Below are 16,692 nucleotides of genomic sequence, written 5' to 3'. Positions count from 1 at the left end.
CCGGGGGGAAGTCCCTATGGAATATGCCATCCGGACGGGTGAATAGTCGCTCCGTATCACGATGTTGGCGAGTAGCGTCGATCACGCCATCAAGCAACAACGGTGGCGCAAACCATGCCGTGCAGACGGAGATCTGCGCACGGCGTGGTGACAGCAACTCAGCAACTGACTACCGGAGCGAACATGGCAATCCAGCAGGGCGCCGCGAACGAGTGGGTCAAGTCCTCCTACTCCCAGGGCAACGGCGCGTGCGTCGAGATCAAGTCCCCCCTCCGTGCGGCCATGGCCGTCCGTGACTCCAAGGTCACCGAGGGCCCGACCCTGGCCTTCCCCGCCGACGCGTGGAACACCTTCGTGGCATCGGTCAAGGCCTAAGGGGACGATCCCCTGAGACAGCCCCACCAGCCCTACCAGCAGGACCAGCTTCACCAGCGTCACCAGTACGACCAGCTTCACCAGTACGACCCAAGAGCCCCCTCGACCAGATCGCCGTCCTTGCCGAGGGGGCTCGGCACATCCCCGGCGCGGGCCCGCCGACCGGCCGCTGACCCGCTCCGCCGAGCGACCCCGCCAGCTGGCTGACCCGCCCGGCGAACCGGACCCGCTAGCCCCGCTTCACCGGGAACGCCACGTCGCACACCGGGTCCTCGGCTCCCGCCGTGTCCCAGTCGGCGAAGTAGATCTCCCGGCAGGGCCCGTCGTACTCCCAGCCCTCCCGCTTCATCCACGCCTCCACCGCCTCGTACGGGGCGAGGATCTGCGGGTGTGCCACCTGCGCCTTGGTGATCCTCGTGTACGCGAGCCGCCGGGCGGGCTCCATCCGCGCCTGGAACCGCCGGCCCCGGCCCTGTGCGGCCGCCGCCCAGGCCCGGGCCCCGGCCTCGTCGGCGACCGGTACGCACGACTCGACCGGCCCGTCGCTCTCCATGGACACCGCGGAGTAGTAGACGACGTACGGCGCCCCGACGACGCCCCCGCACTCTCCGGCCGCCTCCTCCAACCGCCCCAGCGAGGCGGGGATCCACGTGGGCAGCTCGTCCGCGAGCGTGTGCCGTGTCTCGGTGACGGTCACCTGCTCGGGCACGTCCACCAACCGGACCTCGAACTTCTCGTACATCTCTGAGCTCCTCCCCGACAACCGTGCACGGAGGTAGGCGGCGAGGGTGCGCTGGGCGGCGAACCGGGTCTCGACATCGCCCCAGTAGGCGGCGAGCAGTTCCCCGGACGCGGGCCCGTCAGTGGTCTCCACCACCTCGGCGATCCGCGCGAGCGGCATGTCGAGCTGGCGCAGCATGGCCACCAGCCGGGCCCTTTCCACCTGGCCGGCCCGGTAGTAGCGGTAACCGCTGGCCTCGTCGATGTGCGCCGGGGCGAGCAGCCCGAGCCGGTCGTACAGCCGCAGCGCCTTGGCCGAGAGCCGGGCCCGCGCGGCGAACGCGCCGATCGTGAGCAGCGCGCCGTCGTCGCCCATGTCCACCACGCCCCCTCGTCGTCCTCTGTCGCCGGGCGGCCTTCGCGCCCGGCGACGAGGAGGCTCCGCCCTGCCCCAGGGGCAAGGTCAAGCCGGACGGTCCGCCCGCCAGGTCCGGCCGACCGGTCCGCCCGCCAGGTCCGCCCGCCAGGTCCGGCCGACCGGTCAGCCCGCCAGGTCCGCCCGCCAGGTCCGCCCGCCAGGTCCGGCCGACCGGTCCGCCCGCCAGGTCCGGCCGACCGGTCCGGCCCGACTAGCCCAGCTGGCTCTCGATGGCCGCGACGACCTCCGCGGCCTCGGGCTCGGTCTGCGGGGAGAAGCGGGCGACGACGGACCCGTCCCGCCCGATGAGGAACTTCTCGAAGTTCCAGCGGATGTCGCCGTCGTGGCCCTCGCCGTCCGCGAACCCGACGAGCCGCTCGTACAGCGGGTGCCGCTCCGCGCCGTTGACCTCGACCTTCTCGGTCAGCGGGAAGGACACGCCATAGGTGGCCGAGCAGAACTCGGCGATCTCCTCGGCGGTGCCGGGCTCCTGCCCGAGGAACTGGTTGCAGGGCACGCCGAGCACGGTGAAGCCCTGGGCGGCGTACCGCTCCTGGAGCTTCTCCAGGCCCGTGTACTGCGGGGTCAGACCGCACTTGGAGGCCACGTTCACCACGAGCACGGCCTTGCCCGCGTACTGGGAGAGCTCCGCGGAACCGCCCTTGAGGGCATCGATCCGAACGTCGAGGGGAGAGGCACCGGCATCAGTAGTCATGCTTCGGATGCTAGCCCCGGGCGGTGAACCCACCCCTTCCGGGGCCACCCCCCGCTTCCGGTTCCGGCCCGTCACCGCTGCTGCCCCGCCCCGCCCCCCCCTCGGACCTGCGGGACACCTACCCGGCGGCGGCCCTGGCCAGGACCTCGCCCGCCGCGGTCCGCGAGTACAGCACCGACCGCCCCGCGCGCCGTCGCTCCACCAGCCCCGCGTCCAGCAGCACCCGCAGATGGCGGCCGACCGAGCCGAGGCCCTGCCCGGTCAGGGCGACCAGCTGGGTGGTGCTCAGAGGGCCGGCGAGGAGGACCAGCACCGCGGCCCGCCCCGGCCCCAGCAGGGTGCCCAGCGCGGCCGGTACGGCACGGGCCCGGTCCCGGTGGTCCTCGGCGAGCGCCCCCGTACAGGGATAGACGACGGCGTACCGCTCCCGCTCGTCCCACGACACCCACCCCGTCTTCGGTGTGACCGGCACGAACACCAGCTCGGCGCCGGAGATCTCGCGGGGCGGATACTCGTGCAGGTTGACCTGAAAACGACTCTCGCCGAGCCACCGCGTCCCCGGCCGCAGCGAGTCCAGTACGGCGGCCCAGCCGCCCCGGCTGACCTGCGCTGTCCGCGCGACGACATCGGCCTCCAGGACGCGCCGTCGCCGCTCCCAGTGCGGCCGTACGCCCGTCTCCCAGACGTGCTCCAGCAGCCCGGCCGCCCGCTCCGGAAGGTCGTCCCGGTCCAGGTCGGCGGGGAGCGGGCCGGCCAGGGACGTCCGCAGATGGGCACGGGCCTCCGCCGGGTGGGCCGCCCGGATGCGGGCCACGCCCTCCTCGAAGCTCTCGCCGTCCCTCGGCGTGGGCGTCAGGAAGTCGGCGACCCAGCTCCGCCCGAGCCCGGCCCGCACCAGCAGCGCGGTCACCGGGTCGGCCGCCAAGACGGCGCGGTAGCCGGGGAGACGGTCGCGCAGCCAGTCGCGCTCGCCGGGATGCGTGCCCACGCCCGCGTGCAGCAGCTTCAGGCTCGCGAAGGTCTCGGCGAGCGGCGAGAGCACGAACCGGCTGCGCGCCAGGGTGTCCGCGTTCACCTGCCACCAGCCCATGCCCCTGCACCCCTCACCCTCACACGTGCCCGACCCGTGCCCGTGCCTGACCCGAGCCGTGCCCGACCCGCGCCCGAGCGCGCGCCCGACCCGAGCGCGCGCCCGACCCGAGCCCGTGCCCGACCCGAGCCCGTGCCCGACCCGAGCCCGTGCCCGACCCGAGCCCGTGCCCGACCCGTGCCCGACCCGAGCCCGTGCCCGAGCGCGCGCCCGAGCCCGAGCGCGCGCCCGTGGGACATGCGAGGTTTCGCGGTCCCGCGAAACAATAACCACCCCTCGCCGGCCCGTCGCAGACTCCGCCCATGACCGGCCACACTTACCGACAGCTCTTCCGCACCCCCGAGTTCACGCCCCTCTTCCTCTCCGCCGCCGCTCAGACCGCCGCCGGGACGGTGAGCGGGCTCGCCCTCGGCACGCTCGTCTACCGGGCCACCGACTCCCCGCTGCTGTCGGCGGTGAGCATGTTCGGCCCGTCACTCGCGCAGGTGCTGGGCGCGACCTTCTTCCTCTCGGGCGCCGACCGGCTGCCCCCGAGGTCGGCGCTGACCGGCCTCTCCCTCGCCTTCGCCGCCGCGACGGCCGTCATGGCGCTGCCCGGGCTGCCGGTGTGGGGGGTCTTCGCGGTCGTGCTCCTCCAGGGGCTGATCGCCTCGCTCGGCGGGGGCGTCCGCTGGGGCCTGCTGAACGAGATCCTCACCAAGGACGGCTATCTGCCGGGGCGTTCGCTCTTCAACATGCTGAGCGGGCTGATGCAGATCATCGGATTCGCCGGTGGCGGCGCCCTGGTGACCGCGTTCTCCCCGCGCGCCGTCCTGCTGCTCGCCGCCCTGCTCCACACGACCGCCGCCGTGGTCACCCGCCTCGGCCTGACCGTCCGCCCCCCGCGGGCCTCCGGCCGTCCCTCGGTCGCGGCGACCCGGCGCACCAACGCCGTCCTGTGGTCCTCCCGCCCCCGCCGCCTCACCTATCTGGGCCTGTGGCTCCCCAACGGCCTGGTCGTCGGCTGCGAGGCGCTCTTCGTGTCCTACGACCCCGACGCGGCGGGCACGTTGTTCGCGTGCGGGGCGTTGGGCATGCTGGCCGGGGACGTGACCGTGGGCCGCCTCGTCCCGCCGGCCCTGCGCCCCCGTCTGGCCACTCCCCTCCTCCTGCTCCTGGCCACCCCCTACGCCTTCTTCGCCCTGCGCCCGGCCCTCCCGCTCGCCGCGGCCTGCGCCGCCCTCGCCTCCGTCGGCTTCGGCGCGAGCCTGGTCCAGCAGGAGCGGCTGATGGCCCTCACCCCGCCCGAACTCAGCGGCCACGCACTGGGGTTGCACTCGGCCGGAATGCTCACGATGCAGGGCGTGAGCGCGACGCTGGCCGGGGCGGTGGCCCAACTCACCTCACCCGCGACGGCGATGAGCGCGATGGCGCTCGCGTCGATCGCCGTGACCCTGACCTTGAGGATCGCCGCACGAGCCGGCACGGAGCGCGAGGCGAACGGCTTCGGCCGGGTGAGCGGGTGAGCGCGCGGGCGAGTGAGTGAGCGGGAGATGACTGGGTGACCGGGACGGTAGTGGGGGCCGGGCGGCGGGGTCAGGTCGGGGTCAGGAGGTCCTGCGCCTGGTCGGCGCCCACCTCGGCTCTCTCGCAGCCGCTGACCTCGCCCTGTACTCGCGGGCCGGCTTCGAGCGCACCAACCGGACCTGGGCCACCCGCAAGCAGGGCCTGACCGCCCAGTCGTCGTCGCGTTGGGCCGGCGCCGTCACCAAGGCCACCCACGACCAGTACGCCCTGGCCCGGCGCGGCCAGTTCGCGTACCGCGACAAGCTCACCGACGGCATCCGCATGCTTCGGCACCGCCTGTCCCTGCCGGTCGGGGAGAAGGGCACGAAGGGCAGGCCGGGTGGGTACCGGTCGCAGGCGGAGTGGTTCCGCAAGTCCCGCCGGCTCCACATCCTCGAGGCCCGTCTCGCGGCCGTCTCGAAGGACATCGCGACCGGTCGGGTGCACGTCGTGCGCGGCGGGAGGAGGCTCGCGAGCAACCGGCACAACCTGGCCGCCGCCGGACTCACCGAGACCGGATGGCGGGAACGCTGGGAGGCCACCCGCTGGTTTCTGAGCGCGGACGGCGAGTCGGGGAAGCGGTTCGGGAACGAGACGATCCGCGTCGCCCCGGACGGCGAGGTCTCGATCAAGCTGCCCAAGCCGTTGGAGTACCTGGCGAACAGCCCGCGTGGCCGGTACGTCCTGACCAGCCGCGTAGTGTTCCAGCACCGAGGGAAGGAGTGGGCCGACCGCATCGCCCACCACCGTGCGGTCGCGTACGAGATCCACTACGACGTGGCCAGGGGCCGCTGGTACCTGACAGCCTCGTGGAAGCGCCCCGCCGTGCAGAGCATCCCGTTGGAGGCGGCGCGGGCGGGCGGGCTGATCGGTGTGGACACGAACGCCGACCACTTCGCCGCGTACCGCCTCGACCAGCACGGCAACCCGGTAGGTGACCCGCGACGGTTCACCTACGACCTCACCGGCTCGGCGGACCACCGCGACGCGCAGCTACGCCACGCGCTCAGTCGGCTGCTGCGCTGGGCCACCCGGACCGGCGTCACCGCGATCGCCGTCGAAGACCTCGACTTCTCCGACGGGAAGAGCCGCGAGAAGTTCGGCCGCAGGAAGCGCTTCCGGCAGCTCATCCACGGCATCCCCACCGGCAAGGTCAAGGCCCGGCTGGTGAACATGGCCGCCGAGCACGGCCTCGCGCTGGTCGCCGTCGACGCGGCGTACACCTCCAAGTGGGGCGCCGAGCACTGGAAGACACCCCTGAACAGCAGCAAGCGTGCGATGACTCGCCACGACGCGGCGGGCATCGCGATTGGAAGGCGCGCCCTCGGGCACCCGGTCCGGCGACGGACGAAACCGCCCCGCCACCACCAGAGCGATGGTGACGGGCATCGGAGCGTCCAGGCCGATCGTGGTACTCGGGGGGCGTGAGGGACTCCGCCGGACACGGAACGGAACCAGCCCCCAGAGGGCGGCGACCGGCCGTGCGGTCACAGCGGGGAACCAGCGTGCCCAACACCGTTCGGGACACGCGGCTGAGCATGGCTCCTGGCAACAGGACTCACTCCCGCTCAGTTTTTAGGAACGGCCGGTGAAGACCTCGGGCACCTTGTTGTCGACGACGACGCGGGCGAGCAGCGCGGCGAGCCGGTCGCGTTCGCTCGTGTTCAGCCCCGAGGGCAGGTTCTCGAGGCGGCGGCACGTCTCGTCGTAGAACCCGTGCGCGAGCCGGTCGCCTTCCTCGGTGAGTCCGACGCGGACGGCCCGCCCGTCCCGCGGATCCGGCTCGCGTCGGACCAGTCCGCGCTGGACCGTCCGGTCCACCAGCCCCGTCAGGCTCGACTTGGCGAGCCCGAGCATCTCGCCGAGTTCGCTCATGCCGTACGGCTGCAGCATGAGCACGCACAGCAGTTGGCCCTGCTGCGGAGTGATGCCGTGGGCGCGGCTCGACTCGGCGTACACGGCGTTCACGAGGAACGCCGACCGCACCAACGCGGCCACGACCGCCATCTGCTCACCTGCGGTTTTCCCCATGAGGGGAAAGACTAGCGGCGGGCGCGGAGACGGCTCGACCCTCTGTCGGACGAGATGTCCGGGCGGCCCGGATGGTCGTACTCGCCCGTGCCCTAGGTTGATCGGATGGGTTTTTTCGACAAGTTGACCGGAACCAGACACCCCGAGAGCGGTCTCGTGCCGCGCTCCGCCGAGGAGGTCCGGGCCGCGCTGTCCGCGATCAACGGCCCGGAGGTTCCGTACCGGATACGCGACGCGCTGCCCGAGGAGCGTGCCGATCTGGTGGCGGAGTGGCGGGTCCGGGAGCCCTCCTGGCACACGTACTTCGTCCGGGTGCGGATGCGGCAGACGCTCAAGACGCGGATGCGTCTGCTGCCGGGGACCCACGAGGTGCGCAGCGTCGACGAGTGGCGTGAGGTCACGTGGGTGGGCAACCCTCCCCGGCTGGCCGTGGCGCGGGAGTTCGGCCGCGGCCAGGTGACCGCGGTCTCCCGCCAATGGGCGGTCGAGCGTGGTCCCGACGGCCGCCGGCGCCTCCGGGAGACGTACCGCTTCGACCCGGCGGAGATGAAGGATCCGCTGCGGGAGGCGGTGCTGGCGGCGGGCTGGATCTGGCGCGGGGTGGCGTTCGGCAGGCTGTGAGCGAACCCGGGGGAGGAGCGAGGGGGAGCGGCGAGGGAGCGGCGAGGGGGAGGAGCGGGGGCGTCAGGCGTGCTGGGCGTGGGCGACGGCGTGGCCCTTGCCGCGGCCGATCATCCACTTGTTCACGGGCGTGGTGATCAGGAAGGCGATAGCGAAGCCGCCCAGGAGGGCCGCCCAGAAGAGCCCGTCCGACAGCTGGGCCTCCATCGCGCCCGGGGTGAGGGCGACGACGGCGTTGTCGACCAGTTCCATCACGGCGATCGACACGGTGTCGGCGGCCAGCGCCACCTTGACCGCGGCCCTGAGACCCAGGCCGGCCCGGCGAACGGCGAACAGGGTGAAGGAGTAGCCGAACAGGAACGCGAGAACGATCGCGACGACCATGGTCGGCACATTGCCCCAGCCGAGGGCGGTACCGATGACCATCCCGAGGATCTCGCCGATGGCGCACCCGGTGAGGCAGTGCAGTGTCGCCTTCGCCGCCATCGCCCAGGAGACGCCCCCGTGCCCCGCCGGAGAGGTGTGATCGTGGTGGTGCTGGTCGTGGTCCATGCCTTCTGTATACCCCCTAGGGGTATGTTGGGCAAGGGCCGTCCGGGCGGCGCGGGGCGAGTGCGGCCAGCGGCGTCTATACGATGTCGGCCCGGGAAACGGACGGCGGCGGAGAGGAGGCAGGGCGTGACGGATCACCGGCGGCGCCCCCGGCGGCGGGGACAGGGTGAGCTGGAGGCGTTGGTCCTGTCGGCGCTGCGGGAGGCGGACGGTCCGGCCACCGCCGGGTGGGTGCAGGAACGCCTGGGCGGCGGCCTCGCCTATACGACGGTGATCACGATCCTCACCCGGCTGCTGGCCAAGGGCGCGGTCACCCGCGAGCGCGGCGGACGGTCGTTCGTATGGCTGCCCGCGTCCGACGAGGCGGGGCTCGCCGCCCATCGCATGCGCAGGGTGCTGGACGCCGAGCGGGACCGCGAGGCCGTGCTGGCCAGTTTCGTCACCGGCCTCGGCCCCGCCGACGAACGGCTGCTGCGCGAACTCCTGGGACAGCCCCGCGACGAAGACGAAGACGAAGACGAAGACGAAGACGAAGAGGCAGAGGCAGAGGCGGACCCGACGGCAGACGCGACGGCAAAGACACCGGCAGAGACGGACACGGGCGAGGGCTGACGTCTCTCATGGGGGTCTTCGTCTTTCTGCCGCCGGTGCTGCCGCTCACCGCGTGGCCGGTCGCGCGGCCGGCCGAAGAGCATCTGCACGGTCACTCGGTGCGCAGGGCGGTGGCGGTGGTCGTCCTGGCGGCCCAGCTCGCCGGGAGCAGGGCACCCGCCACCGCGATGACCAGCCCGCCCAGGGCGAGCAGGGCCAGCTCGGACGGGTCGTAGACGGCGAGGTGCGAGGCGGGCAGGGTCATGCCGACGGCGTCGCCCATGAACGGTGTGACGTAGTGGTGCAGGGCCACGCCGGCCGGCACCGCCACCGCGCCGGCCACCAGGCCGATCCCGGCGACCGAGGTGACGACCATGGTCAGGGTCTGGCGGGGGGCCATGCCCAGGGCCTTGAGGACGCCGAGGTCGTGGACACGGTCGCGGGTGTCGAGGACGACCGTGTTGAGCACGCCCAGGCCGGCGACCACGACGAGCATGAGGGTGAGGGTCCCGATCAGCGCGTCCATGGCGACGATCACGCTGGATTCGTTGTCGGTGTTCGCCAGGGCGACGGCACCGAGCGGATCGAGCCTGTCGCCGAGCGCGGTCAGATAGCGCGGCAGATCCGTGCCCGGTTTCGTCTCCACGTTGTACCGGCCCGGTGTCGCGTCGAGCCCGAGCGCGGTGAGGGTCGAGGCCGGGGTCAGGAGCTCCATGCCCTCGCCCTCGGTGAAGAACGCCTCGCCGACGATCCGTACCGGGACGTTCCGCCCCTGCTCCGTCAGGGTCACCGTGTCGCCGACCCGGATCCCGGCGGCTTTCAGGAACCGGGTGGTGACCACGGCCTGGCCCGGCCCGTGCAGCCAGTCGCCCGAGACCATCGGGGGGCCGGCCCACGAGGCGTCGCCCTGGTACGCCACCACGGTGGTGGCGCCGGTGATGCCGGACGCGCTCACCTCCGCCTGGGTCGTGCCGTAGAAGCGGCCGGTCCCCCGCTGCGCGCCGAGCGCGGCGGCGATCTCGGCCGGGTCGGCCTTCGGCTCCTCGGGCCCGCCCACGTGGACGGCCTGCGCGCCGGGCGGCGCCTGCCCGCCGCCCGTACCGACGATGACCGATCCGCCGGAGTCGAGCATGCGGCCCGACTGGACGGCTCCGAGCGTGAGGGCGAGCCCGACCCCGAAGGTGACGGCGGCGGCGCCGAAGACCACCGCGGCGGCCATCGTCGCCGAACGCGCCGGCCGGGCGAAGGGGCCCGCCAGCCCGAGGCTGACCGCGCGCGGCACCGCGAGCCGTCCCGTGAGCCGCCGCGCCAGGCGCCCCCGGCCGGAGCCGGGTGTACGTCCGGCGGTGATCGCCGCCACGGTGCGCAGCCGTCCGGCGCGCAGCGCGGGCACCAGAGCGGCGCAGGCGACCAGGGCGAGGGCCGCGGCGGGCACGGCGACGTCGATCCACAGCGGGATCGACTCCGACGGCCCGTCGAAGGCCTCGCCCACCTCGTCGAGCACGGGGAGGGCCAGCAGATTGCCCACCACCAGCCCCAGGGCGCAGCCGACCGCCGCGGGGACCAGCGCCTGCCCGACGTAGGCCCGTACGACCTGCGCCGGGGTGAAGCCGAGGGACTTGAGGATGCCGATGCGCCGGGTCGCGGCACCCACCGCGCCGCTGACGACGATGCCGATGACCAGGACCGACAGGAGCAGCCCGAGGACACCGAAGGCGGCCAGGAACGGCACGAACGCCATCGCGTTGGCGGTCTCCTCCTGCTTGACGGTCAGATAGGACTGCGACCCGGTCAGCGCGCCCTTCGGCACCGCCGCGGTGATCGCGGCCCGGCCGGCGGCCACCTGGGCGTCCGTCCCCGCGTGGCCGAAGCGGTAGAGCATCTCGTACGAGGGGGTGCCGCCCTTCGCGGCCAGCGCCCCGGCCTGTGCGGGGGCCACCCAGGCGTCCGCGGAGTCGGTCACCGACCGGGCGACCCCGACCACGGTCAGCGTGGGGCTGCCCGGCGCGTCGGGGAACGTCAGCCGCGCGCCCGGTTCGACCGGCAGCCTCCCGTGGGCCACCACGATCTGGCCGGGTCCGGTGAGCCAGGTGCCGGAGGCGAGGTCGACCCGGTCGACCCCGCCCCCGGCGTCCGCCCGGCCGGCGAGGGTCACCGGCGGCAGATCGACGCCTTCCGGGAGGACGTCCGAGGACGAGGCGGTACGCGCGCGTACCGAGACGGTCAGGAAGGGGCCGGCCGCGGCGGTCACACCCGACGTGTGGGAGGTCGCCGTGAGTTCCGCGGCCGTCACCTTCGCGCCGTCGAACCGCGCGGTCAGATGGGCGCCGTGCTGCCGGGCGAAGGCGTGGTCGAAGGGGGCCTGGGACGCGACGAGCAGCCCGGCGGCGAGCACCGACGCGGTGACGGCCATCAGTGTCGTCATGATCATCACGGCGGTCTGTACCCGCCGCCGCCCGACCCCGGCGCGCACCACCCGGCCGAGGGCGCTCATCGGGCCACCGCCGCCGCGCCCCTGGCGCTCCTGGTGTCCCGGACGACGCGGCCGTCGACCAGCTCGACGGTCCGGGTCGCGCAGGACGCGGCGAGGCTCAGATCGTGGGTGACCAGCACGATCGTCTGCCCCGACGCGTTGAGTTCGGCGAGCAGTTCCCGTACGTCCGCGCCGGAGGCGGTGTCCAGCGCGCCGGTGGGCTCGTCGGCCAGCAGCAGGGCCGGACGGTTCATCAGGGCCCGCGCGACCGCGACCCGTTGCCGCTCCCCGCCGGACAGCCTGCCGGGGTACGCGTCCGCGTGCCGGTCGATGCGGAGGTCCGCCAGCAGAGCGGCGGCCCGCGCGCGGGCCTCGGCCCGGGGCATCCCCGCCAGCTGGGCCGGCAGCAGCACGTTGTCGGTCACCGTCAGGTCGTCCAGCAGATTGAAGAACTGGAAGACCATGCCGACCTTGGTGCGCCGGTACCGCGCCGACCCGGCCTCGCCCAGCTCGTCCACCCGCAGCCCGTCCACCGTGACGCTGCCCGCACTCGGCCGGTCGAGCCCCGCGATCAGGTTGAGCAGCGTGGACTTGCCGCTGCCGGACGGCCCGAGAACGGCGAGTGCCTCTCCGGCGGCCACGCTCAGCGTCACGTCGGCGAGGGCCGGCGGCCCCTCCCCGTACGTCCTGCTCACAGCCCGCATGTCGATGACGGGCGCGGTCGCTGTCACGGTGCCTCCAGGTTCGGCGGTCGGCGGCCGACGGTTCGGCGGCCGACGGTTCGCTCCGAAGCTAGGGGCGGGCCCCGGTCCGGGGCGTCGCCCGTGACGGCGAGACCGGCTGCCACCCCGGGATGACCCGCCGGACACGTCATCCCTGCGATGTACGCGGCGGATGTAGCCCGCCGCGCCGCCGTCCGCAGCGCGACGGATGTGGGAGGACACGCGGGTTGCCACACTGTGCGCATGAGCGGGGCGGGCGGGGCGGGCGGGGCTGTGCGGGCGGAGATCGTGGAGCGGTGGCGGACGGGAGCGGCCGCCCTGCTGCGCCGGAGCCCGCTGCCCCGCCCGTCCCGGTGGATGTGGACGGCCGACGCGATCCTCGCCTTCGTCCTCGCCGCCTGCACCGTGGGGGCCGCCTACCGGCAGGGCGACGGCGCCGCGCCGGTCACGCCGGTGCTCGTGCCGATGCCGCCGCGGGTGCCCGCGCCCGGCGTCCCCCAGGTCGGTCCGTTCCCGGACATGGGCGTGGGCGTGGCGCAGTTCGCCGGAGCCGTCCAGCCCTGGCAGCTGGTGCTGGCCGCCATGACCGCGTTGCCTTTGGTGGTGCGCCGCCGGTTTCCGCTGTCCGCGTTCTGGGCGGTGATCGTCGCGAGCCTGCTGTTCAACCAGCACCTGCGCGGCGGCGACCCGACCCGGTACACGTTCCTGTCCTGCGTGGTCGCCGCCTACAGTGCGGCCGTGTACAGCCCGTACCGGGCGCGGGCGCTGGCCGGTCTGGTGGCCGGCGCCGCCCTGCTCGCCGTACTGCGCGACGAGAACCTCCCCTCGTTCGCTCCCGGCCTCGTGCCGTTCCTCGCGCTGCTGGGGGTGGGACTGGGAGCCAACGCGGTCCACATCTGGAAGCAGCGGCTGACCGCTCTGGAGGAGGAGCACGAGGCCGCCATGCGGCTGGCCGTCGACCGCGAGCGTTCCCGGATCGCGCGCGAACTGCACGATGTCGTCACCCACAACGTGAGCGTGATGGTGATCCAGGCGGGCGCGGCCCGCAAGGTGATGGACACCGCGCCCGACCGGGCCCGGCAGGCGCTGCTGGCCGTCGAGGCGGGCGGACGCACGGCGATGGCCGAGCTGCGCCACGTCATGGGCCTGCTCACCATGGCCGGTGGCGGGGAGGACGGGGGCGGAGAACCGGAGGGGGCCGCCGGCGCCGACCCGGCCGCCGGGGCCGATCTGGCGCCGCAGCCGGGCCTCGCCCAGGTGCCCGCCCTCACCGACCGGGTACGCGAGACGGGCGTGCCCGTCGAGCTGACCGTCACCGGCACCCCGGCCCCGCTCGCCGCCGGCGCCGACCTGGCCGCGTACCGCGTGGTCCAGGAGGCGCTGACCAACACGGTCAGGCACGCCGTCGGCAGCCGGGTGCGGGTCGCCGTCGACCACGTCCCCGGCGCGGTGCACATCGAGGTGTCCGACACCGGCGGCACGTCCGCGGCACCGGACGGTACGGGAGGCGGCCGCGGACTGATCGGCCTGCGCGAACGCCTCGCCGTCTACGGCGCCACCCTCCGCGCGGGCGAACGCCCCACCGGCGGCTTCGAGGTCCGCGCCGTCATCCCCGTGGAGGAGCTCGCGTGACCGGGCAGCCGCCGCGCGTGGTGATCGCCGACGACCAGGCGCTGGTCCGCACCGGCTTCAGCATGATCCTGGCGGCCGACGGCATCGACGTCGTCGCCGAGGCCTGCGACGGGGACCAGGCCGTCGACGCGGTCCGCCGCACCCACCCCGACCTGGTCCTCATGGACATCCGGATGCCCGGGACCGACGGCCTGGAAGCCACCCGGCGGATCCTCTCCGGCGCCGTGCCGCCCGACCCGCCCCGCGTCATCATGCTGACCACCTTCGACCTCGACCGCTACGTGTACGCGGCCCTCGCCGCCGGCGCGAGCGGCTTCCTCCTCAAGGACGTCACCCCCGAACACCTGGTCGCCGCCGTCCGTCTCGCCCGTACCGGTGACGCGCTGCTCGCGCCGGCCATCACCCGGCGCCTGGTCGAACGCTTCGTCGCCCGCGAGACAGCGGCCTCCGTCGCCCTGCACCGCGACCTGGCGGTGCTCACCCCTCGCGAACTCGAGGTCCTCCGCTCGCTCGGCACCGGCCTGAGCAACGCCGAACTCGCCGCCCGCTTCCGTCTCAGCGAGGCCACCGTGAAGACCCACGTGGCCCGGATCCTCGCCAAGCTCCGGCTGCGGGACCGCGCCCAGGCCGTCGTCGTGGCCTACGAGACCGGCCTGATCACCCCGGGGACGGGCACCCCGGCGGCGGACCTCTAGACCGTCCGGGCCTTCCTCCGGCCTTCCTCCGGCCTTCCTCCGGCCTTCGCGTGGCCCTCGCCGGGCTATCTCAGGGCTAAGCGGAGTGATCTGCCTCACATGCTGTCACAGGGATCGACGACGCGGTGTCTTGAGGCCGAACCACCGAACATGGAGGAGACGTCATGGCTGAGAACACCGATGTTGTCGTGATCGGCGGCGGATACGCCGGCGTCATGGCCGCCAACCGCCTGACGCAGCGCGACGACGTGACCGTGACGCTGATCAACCCCCGCCGGACCTTCGTCGAGCGGATCCGCCTGCACCAACTGGTGGGCGGGTCCGACGACGCGGTCGTCGACTACGCGAAGATCCTGGCCGACCGCGTCCGGCTGACGGTCGACACCGTCACCCGGATCGACGCGGCCGGGCGCCGCGTGGAGCTGGCCTCGGGCGGCACGGTCGACTACGACTACCTGATCTACGCGGTGGGCAGCGGCAGCGCCGACCCGCGGGTCCCCGGGGCCGCGGAGCACGCCTACCCCCTCGCCGACCTGGAGGAGGCCGAGCGGCTGCGGCCGGTCGTCGCCGCCGCGCCCGCCACGGCCGCGGTGGTGGTCGTCGGTGCCGGCCCGGCCGGCATCGAGACGGCCGCCGAACTGGCGGAGGCGGGCCGCGGCGTCACCCTGGTCTGCGGCGGCGTGCTCGGCCCGTATCTGCACCCCCGGGGCCGACGCGCGGTCGCCCGGCGGCTGGCCCGGCTCGGGGTGAGCGTCCTCGACGGCCCCGACACCCAGGTGACGGAGGTGACCCGCGCGGCCGTGCGGCTCGCCGACGGCCGCGAGCTGTCGAGCGAGGTGACCATCTGGACCGCCGGGTTCGGCGTGCCGGACCTGGCCGCGCGCAGCGGACTGAGCACCGACGCCCTGGGCCGCCTGCGCACGGACGAGACCCTGACCAGCGTGGACGACCCGCGCATCGTCGCGGCCGGGGACTGCGCGGCACCGTCGGACCTGCCGTTCCGGCTGGGCTGCCAGTCCGCGGTCCAGCTCGGCCCGCAGGCCACCGAGACCGTGCTCAGCCGGATCGCCTGCGAGCGTCCCACGCCCATCGACGTGGGGTTCGTCGGCCAGTGCATGAGCCTCGGGCGGCGCTCCGGCGTCTTCCAGTTCGCCCGCAGGAACGACCTCGCGATCAGCCTCTACCTCGGCGGACGCCTGGGCGGGAGGCTCAAGGAGTTCGTGTGCAGGAGCACCGTCTGGCAACTGGCGTACGAAGCGCGCAAACCCGGAGTGCGCACCTGGTGGGTCAAGGACGGCAAGCGCCGGCAGCTGCTCCGGGCGAAGCACGGCGAGGCGCCCGACACCGCCGACCGGGCGGCCTAGCGAGGCGGGCGCGCCCGCACGGGGGAGAATGGACCTTGGTGCGGACGCACCCCTGAAGGCCCTCGGCAGCCGGGGCTGACCGTGTGCAAGAGGAAAGGGCCGAGCCATGGGCGACGACGCCGACGACCCGGCGACCGACACGTTCGTCGCCCACCGCAACCTCCTCTTCACGGTCGCGTACGAGATGCTCGGATCGGCGGCGGACGCCGAGGACGTCCTCCAGGAGACCTGGCTGCGCTGGGTCGGGGTCGACCTGGCGCAGGTGCGCGACCGGCGCGCCTACCTGGTCCGGATCACGACCCGCCAGGCGCTCAACCGGCTGCGCACCATGACGCGCCGCAAGGAGGCCTACATCGGCCCCTGGCTGCCCGAGCCGCTGCTCACCGCCTCGGACGTGGCCCAGGACGCCGAGCTCGCCGAGAGCGTGTCGATGGCGCTGATGCTCGTCCTCGAGACCCTGTCGCCGACGGAGCGCGCCGTCTTCGTGCTGCGCGAGGCCTTCGACGTCAGCTACGACGAGATCGCGGCCGCGGTCGACAAGAGCCCCGCGGCCGTCCGCCAGATCGCGCACCGCGCCCGCAAGCACGTCGACGCCCGCCGTCCTCGCGAGGTGGTCTCCCCGCGCGAGACCCGGGCGGTGCTGGAGTCGTTCCGGCGCGCGCTCGCCACCGGGGACCTCCAGGGTCTCCTCGACGTGCTCGCGCCCGAGGTCGTCATGCTGAACGACGGCGGCGGCGTCAAACAGGCCGCGCGACGGCCCGTCATCGGCGCCGACAAGGTGGCCCGCTTCATCATCGGCACCGCGGCCAGGCACGAGGCCGTCCTCACCGGCCACCCCACGCTCGTCAACGGCAGCCCGGCACTCCTCGTACGGCTCGGCGGCGAGAACGACGGCGTCATGGCGATCCGCGTCGAGGACGCCCGCATCACCGGCCTCTACTACGTCCGCAACCCCGAGAAGCTGACCCGGGTCGAGTTCGAGACCCCGCTCACCCTGCGCTGACCACGGCGGTGGCGGCCCCGGAAGGTGCGGCGGCCGGCCCAACTCGGCTTCCCCGGGCCGTGGTTCATGGCGTTTTCACAGACTTCCGCGGTAGACAGAAAGCGATCTCCACCACTTTCCGGAACCGTTTCTGTTCGTAGCGTTG

Annotated in this window: 15 protein-coding genes and 1 pseudogene; 9 read left to right on the top strand and 7 right to left on the bottom strand. The window is 73.6% G+C overall.

Features of this window, described 5'->3' with window-relative positions:
• The first annotated feature begins 183 nt into the window (after positions 1-183).
• Positions 184-375, top strand: a complete 192-nt coding sequence (locus ACFWBD_RS05725) for a DUF397 domain-containing protein (protein WP_020131958.1) — start codon at positions 184-186, stop codon at positions 373-375.
• 229 nt (positions 376-604) lie between these two features.
• On the opposite strand, the gene ACFWBD_RS05720 is transcribed toward ACFWBD_RS05725, so the two are convergent.
• The 3 genes from ACFWBD_RS05720 to ACFWBD_RS05710 form a co-directional block, all read right to left on the bottom strand.
• Complete coding sequence (locus ACFWBD_RS05720; RefSeq protein ID WP_385663599.1) at positions 605-1,471, bottom strand: MerR family transcriptional regulator; 867 nt, start codon at positions 1,469-1,471, stop codon at positions 605-607.
• A gap of 253 nt (positions 1,472-1,724) precedes the next feature.
• Complete coding sequence (locus tag ACFWBD_RS05715; RefSeq protein ID WP_253267863.1) at positions 1,725-2,228, bottom strand: glutathione peroxidase; 504 nt, start codon at positions 2,226-2,228, stop codon at positions 1,725-1,727.
• 118 nt (positions 2,229-2,346) lie between these two features.
• A complete protein-coding gene (locus tag ACFWBD_RS05710) occupies positions 2,347-3,318 on the bottom strand; it encodes an ArsR/SmtB family transcription factor (RefSeq protein WP_385663109.1) in 972 nt (323 codons plus the stop codon).
• A 302-nt stretch (positions 3,319-3,620) separates the two neighbouring features.
• On the opposite strand from ACFWBD_RS05710, the gene ACFWBD_RS05705 reads away from it, so the two are divergent.
• Together ACFWBD_RS05705 and ACFWBD_RS05700 are read left to right on the top strand one after the other, a co-directional pair.
• Entirely contained in the window at positions 3,621-4,823 is a 1,203-nt protein-coding gene (locus tag ACFWBD_RS05705) for an MFS transporter (protein ID WP_385663106.1), read from the top strand.
• Between the two features lie 31 nt (positions 4,824-4,854).
• Positions 4,855-6,442 (top strand): annotated as a pseudogene (locus ACFWBD_RS05700) (IS200/IS605 family accessory protein TnpB-related protein).
• Here the strand turns inward: ACFWBD_RS05700 and ACFWBD_RS05695 are convergent.
• The gene (locus ACFWBD_RS05695) at positions 6,439-6,870 is read right to left on the bottom strand and encodes a MarR family winged helix-turn-helix transcriptional regulator (protein ID WP_385663596.1); all 432 of its coding nucleotides are present in this window, start codon (positions 6,868-6,870) and stop codon (positions 6,439-6,441) included. The pseudogene ACFWBD_RS05700 and the gene ACFWBD_RS05695 sit on opposite strands and share 4 nt — an antisense overlap.
• Positions 6,871-6,999: 129 nt before the next feature.
• Here ACFWBD_RS05695 and ACFWBD_RS05690 point away from each other — a divergent pair, with 129 nt between their 5' ends.
• Positions 7,000-7,515, top strand: coding sequence for a hypothetical protein (locus ACFWBD_RS05690; protein WP_385663104.1), 516 nt, complete (start codon positions 7,000-7,002; stop codon positions 7,513-7,515).
• Between the two features lie 63 nt (positions 7,516-7,578).
• Here the strand turns inward: ACFWBD_RS05690 and ACFWBD_RS05685 are convergent, their stop codons facing one another.
• Positions 7,579-8,067 carry a DUF4396 domain-containing protein gene (locus ACFWBD_RS05685; RefSeq protein ID WP_385663101.1) on the bottom strand — a complete coding sequence of 163 codons (489 nt, stop codon included), beginning with the start codon at positions 8,065-8,067 and terminating at the stop codon, positions 7,579-7,581.
• Between the two features lie 126 nt (positions 8,068-8,193).
• Here ACFWBD_RS05685 and ACFWBD_RS05680 point away from each other — a divergent pair, with 126 nt between their 5' ends.
• A complete protein-coding gene (locus ACFWBD_RS05680) occupies positions 8,194-8,679 on the top strand; it encodes a BlaI/MecI/CopY family transcriptional regulator (RefSeq protein ID WP_385663099.1) in 486 nt (161 codons plus the stop codon).
• 91 nt (positions 8,680-8,770) lie between these two features.
• Here the strand turns inward: ACFWBD_RS05680 and ACFWBD_RS05675 are convergent, their stop codons facing one another.
• Both ACFWBD_RS05675 and ACFWBD_RS05670 read right to left on the bottom strand, forming a co-directional pair.
• Positions 8,771-11,152, bottom strand: a complete 2,382-nt coding sequence (locus tag ACFWBD_RS05675) for an FtsX-like permease family protein (RefSeq protein WP_385663096.1) — start codon at positions 11,150-11,152, stop codon at positions 8,771-8,773.
• A complete protein-coding gene (locus ACFWBD_RS05670; protein WP_385663593.1) occupies positions 11,149-11,835 on the bottom strand; it encodes an ABC transporter ATP-binding protein in 687 nt (228 codons plus the stop codon). Before ACFWBD_RS05670 ends, ACFWBD_RS05675 begins: the two co-directional genes overlap by 4 nt.
• A 261-nt stretch (positions 11,836-12,096) precedes the next feature.
• Between ACFWBD_RS05670 and ACFWBD_RS05665 the strand changes: the two genes are divergently transcribed.
• From ACFWBD_RS05665 to ACFWBD_RS05650, 4 genes are all read left to right on the top strand, one after another.
• Positions 12,097-13,485 (top strand): sensor histidine kinase, encoded by a 1,389-nt coding sequence (locus ACFWBD_RS05665; RefSeq protein ID WP_385663093.1) that lies wholly within the window; start codon positions 12,097-12,099, stop codon positions 13,483-13,485.
• Positions 13,482-14,180, top strand: coding sequence for a response regulator (locus ACFWBD_RS05660; RefSeq protein WP_385663090.1), 699 nt, complete (start codon positions 13,482-13,484; stop codon positions 14,178-14,180). Before ACFWBD_RS05665 ends, ACFWBD_RS05660 begins: the two co-directional genes overlap by 4 nt.
• A 164-nt stretch (positions 14,181-14,344) precedes the next feature.
• Positions 14,345-15,544: an NAD(P)/FAD-dependent oxidoreductase gene (locus ACFWBD_RS05655; RefSeq protein WP_385663088.1), complete on the top strand. Its 1,200-nt coding sequence runs from the start codon at positions 14,345-14,347 to the stop codon at positions 15,542-15,544.
• Between the two features lie 106 nt (positions 15,545-15,650).
• On the top strand, positions 15,651-16,547 hold the full coding sequence (locus tag ACFWBD_RS05650) for an RNA polymerase sigma-70 factor (RefSeq protein WP_385663085.1): 897 nt from the start codon (positions 15,651-15,653) through the stop codon (positions 16,545-16,547).
• Positions 16,548-16,692 lie beyond the last annotated feature (145 nt).

Origin of the sequence: Streptomyces sp. NPDC060002, from assembly GCF_042737245.1 — a bacterium.
Lineage (GTDB): Bacteria > Actinomycetota > Actinomycetes > Streptomycetales > Streptomycetaceae > Streptomyces.
Note: the sequence above shows the minus strand (reverse complement) of the source record. Positions and strands in the feature narration are given on the sequence as shown.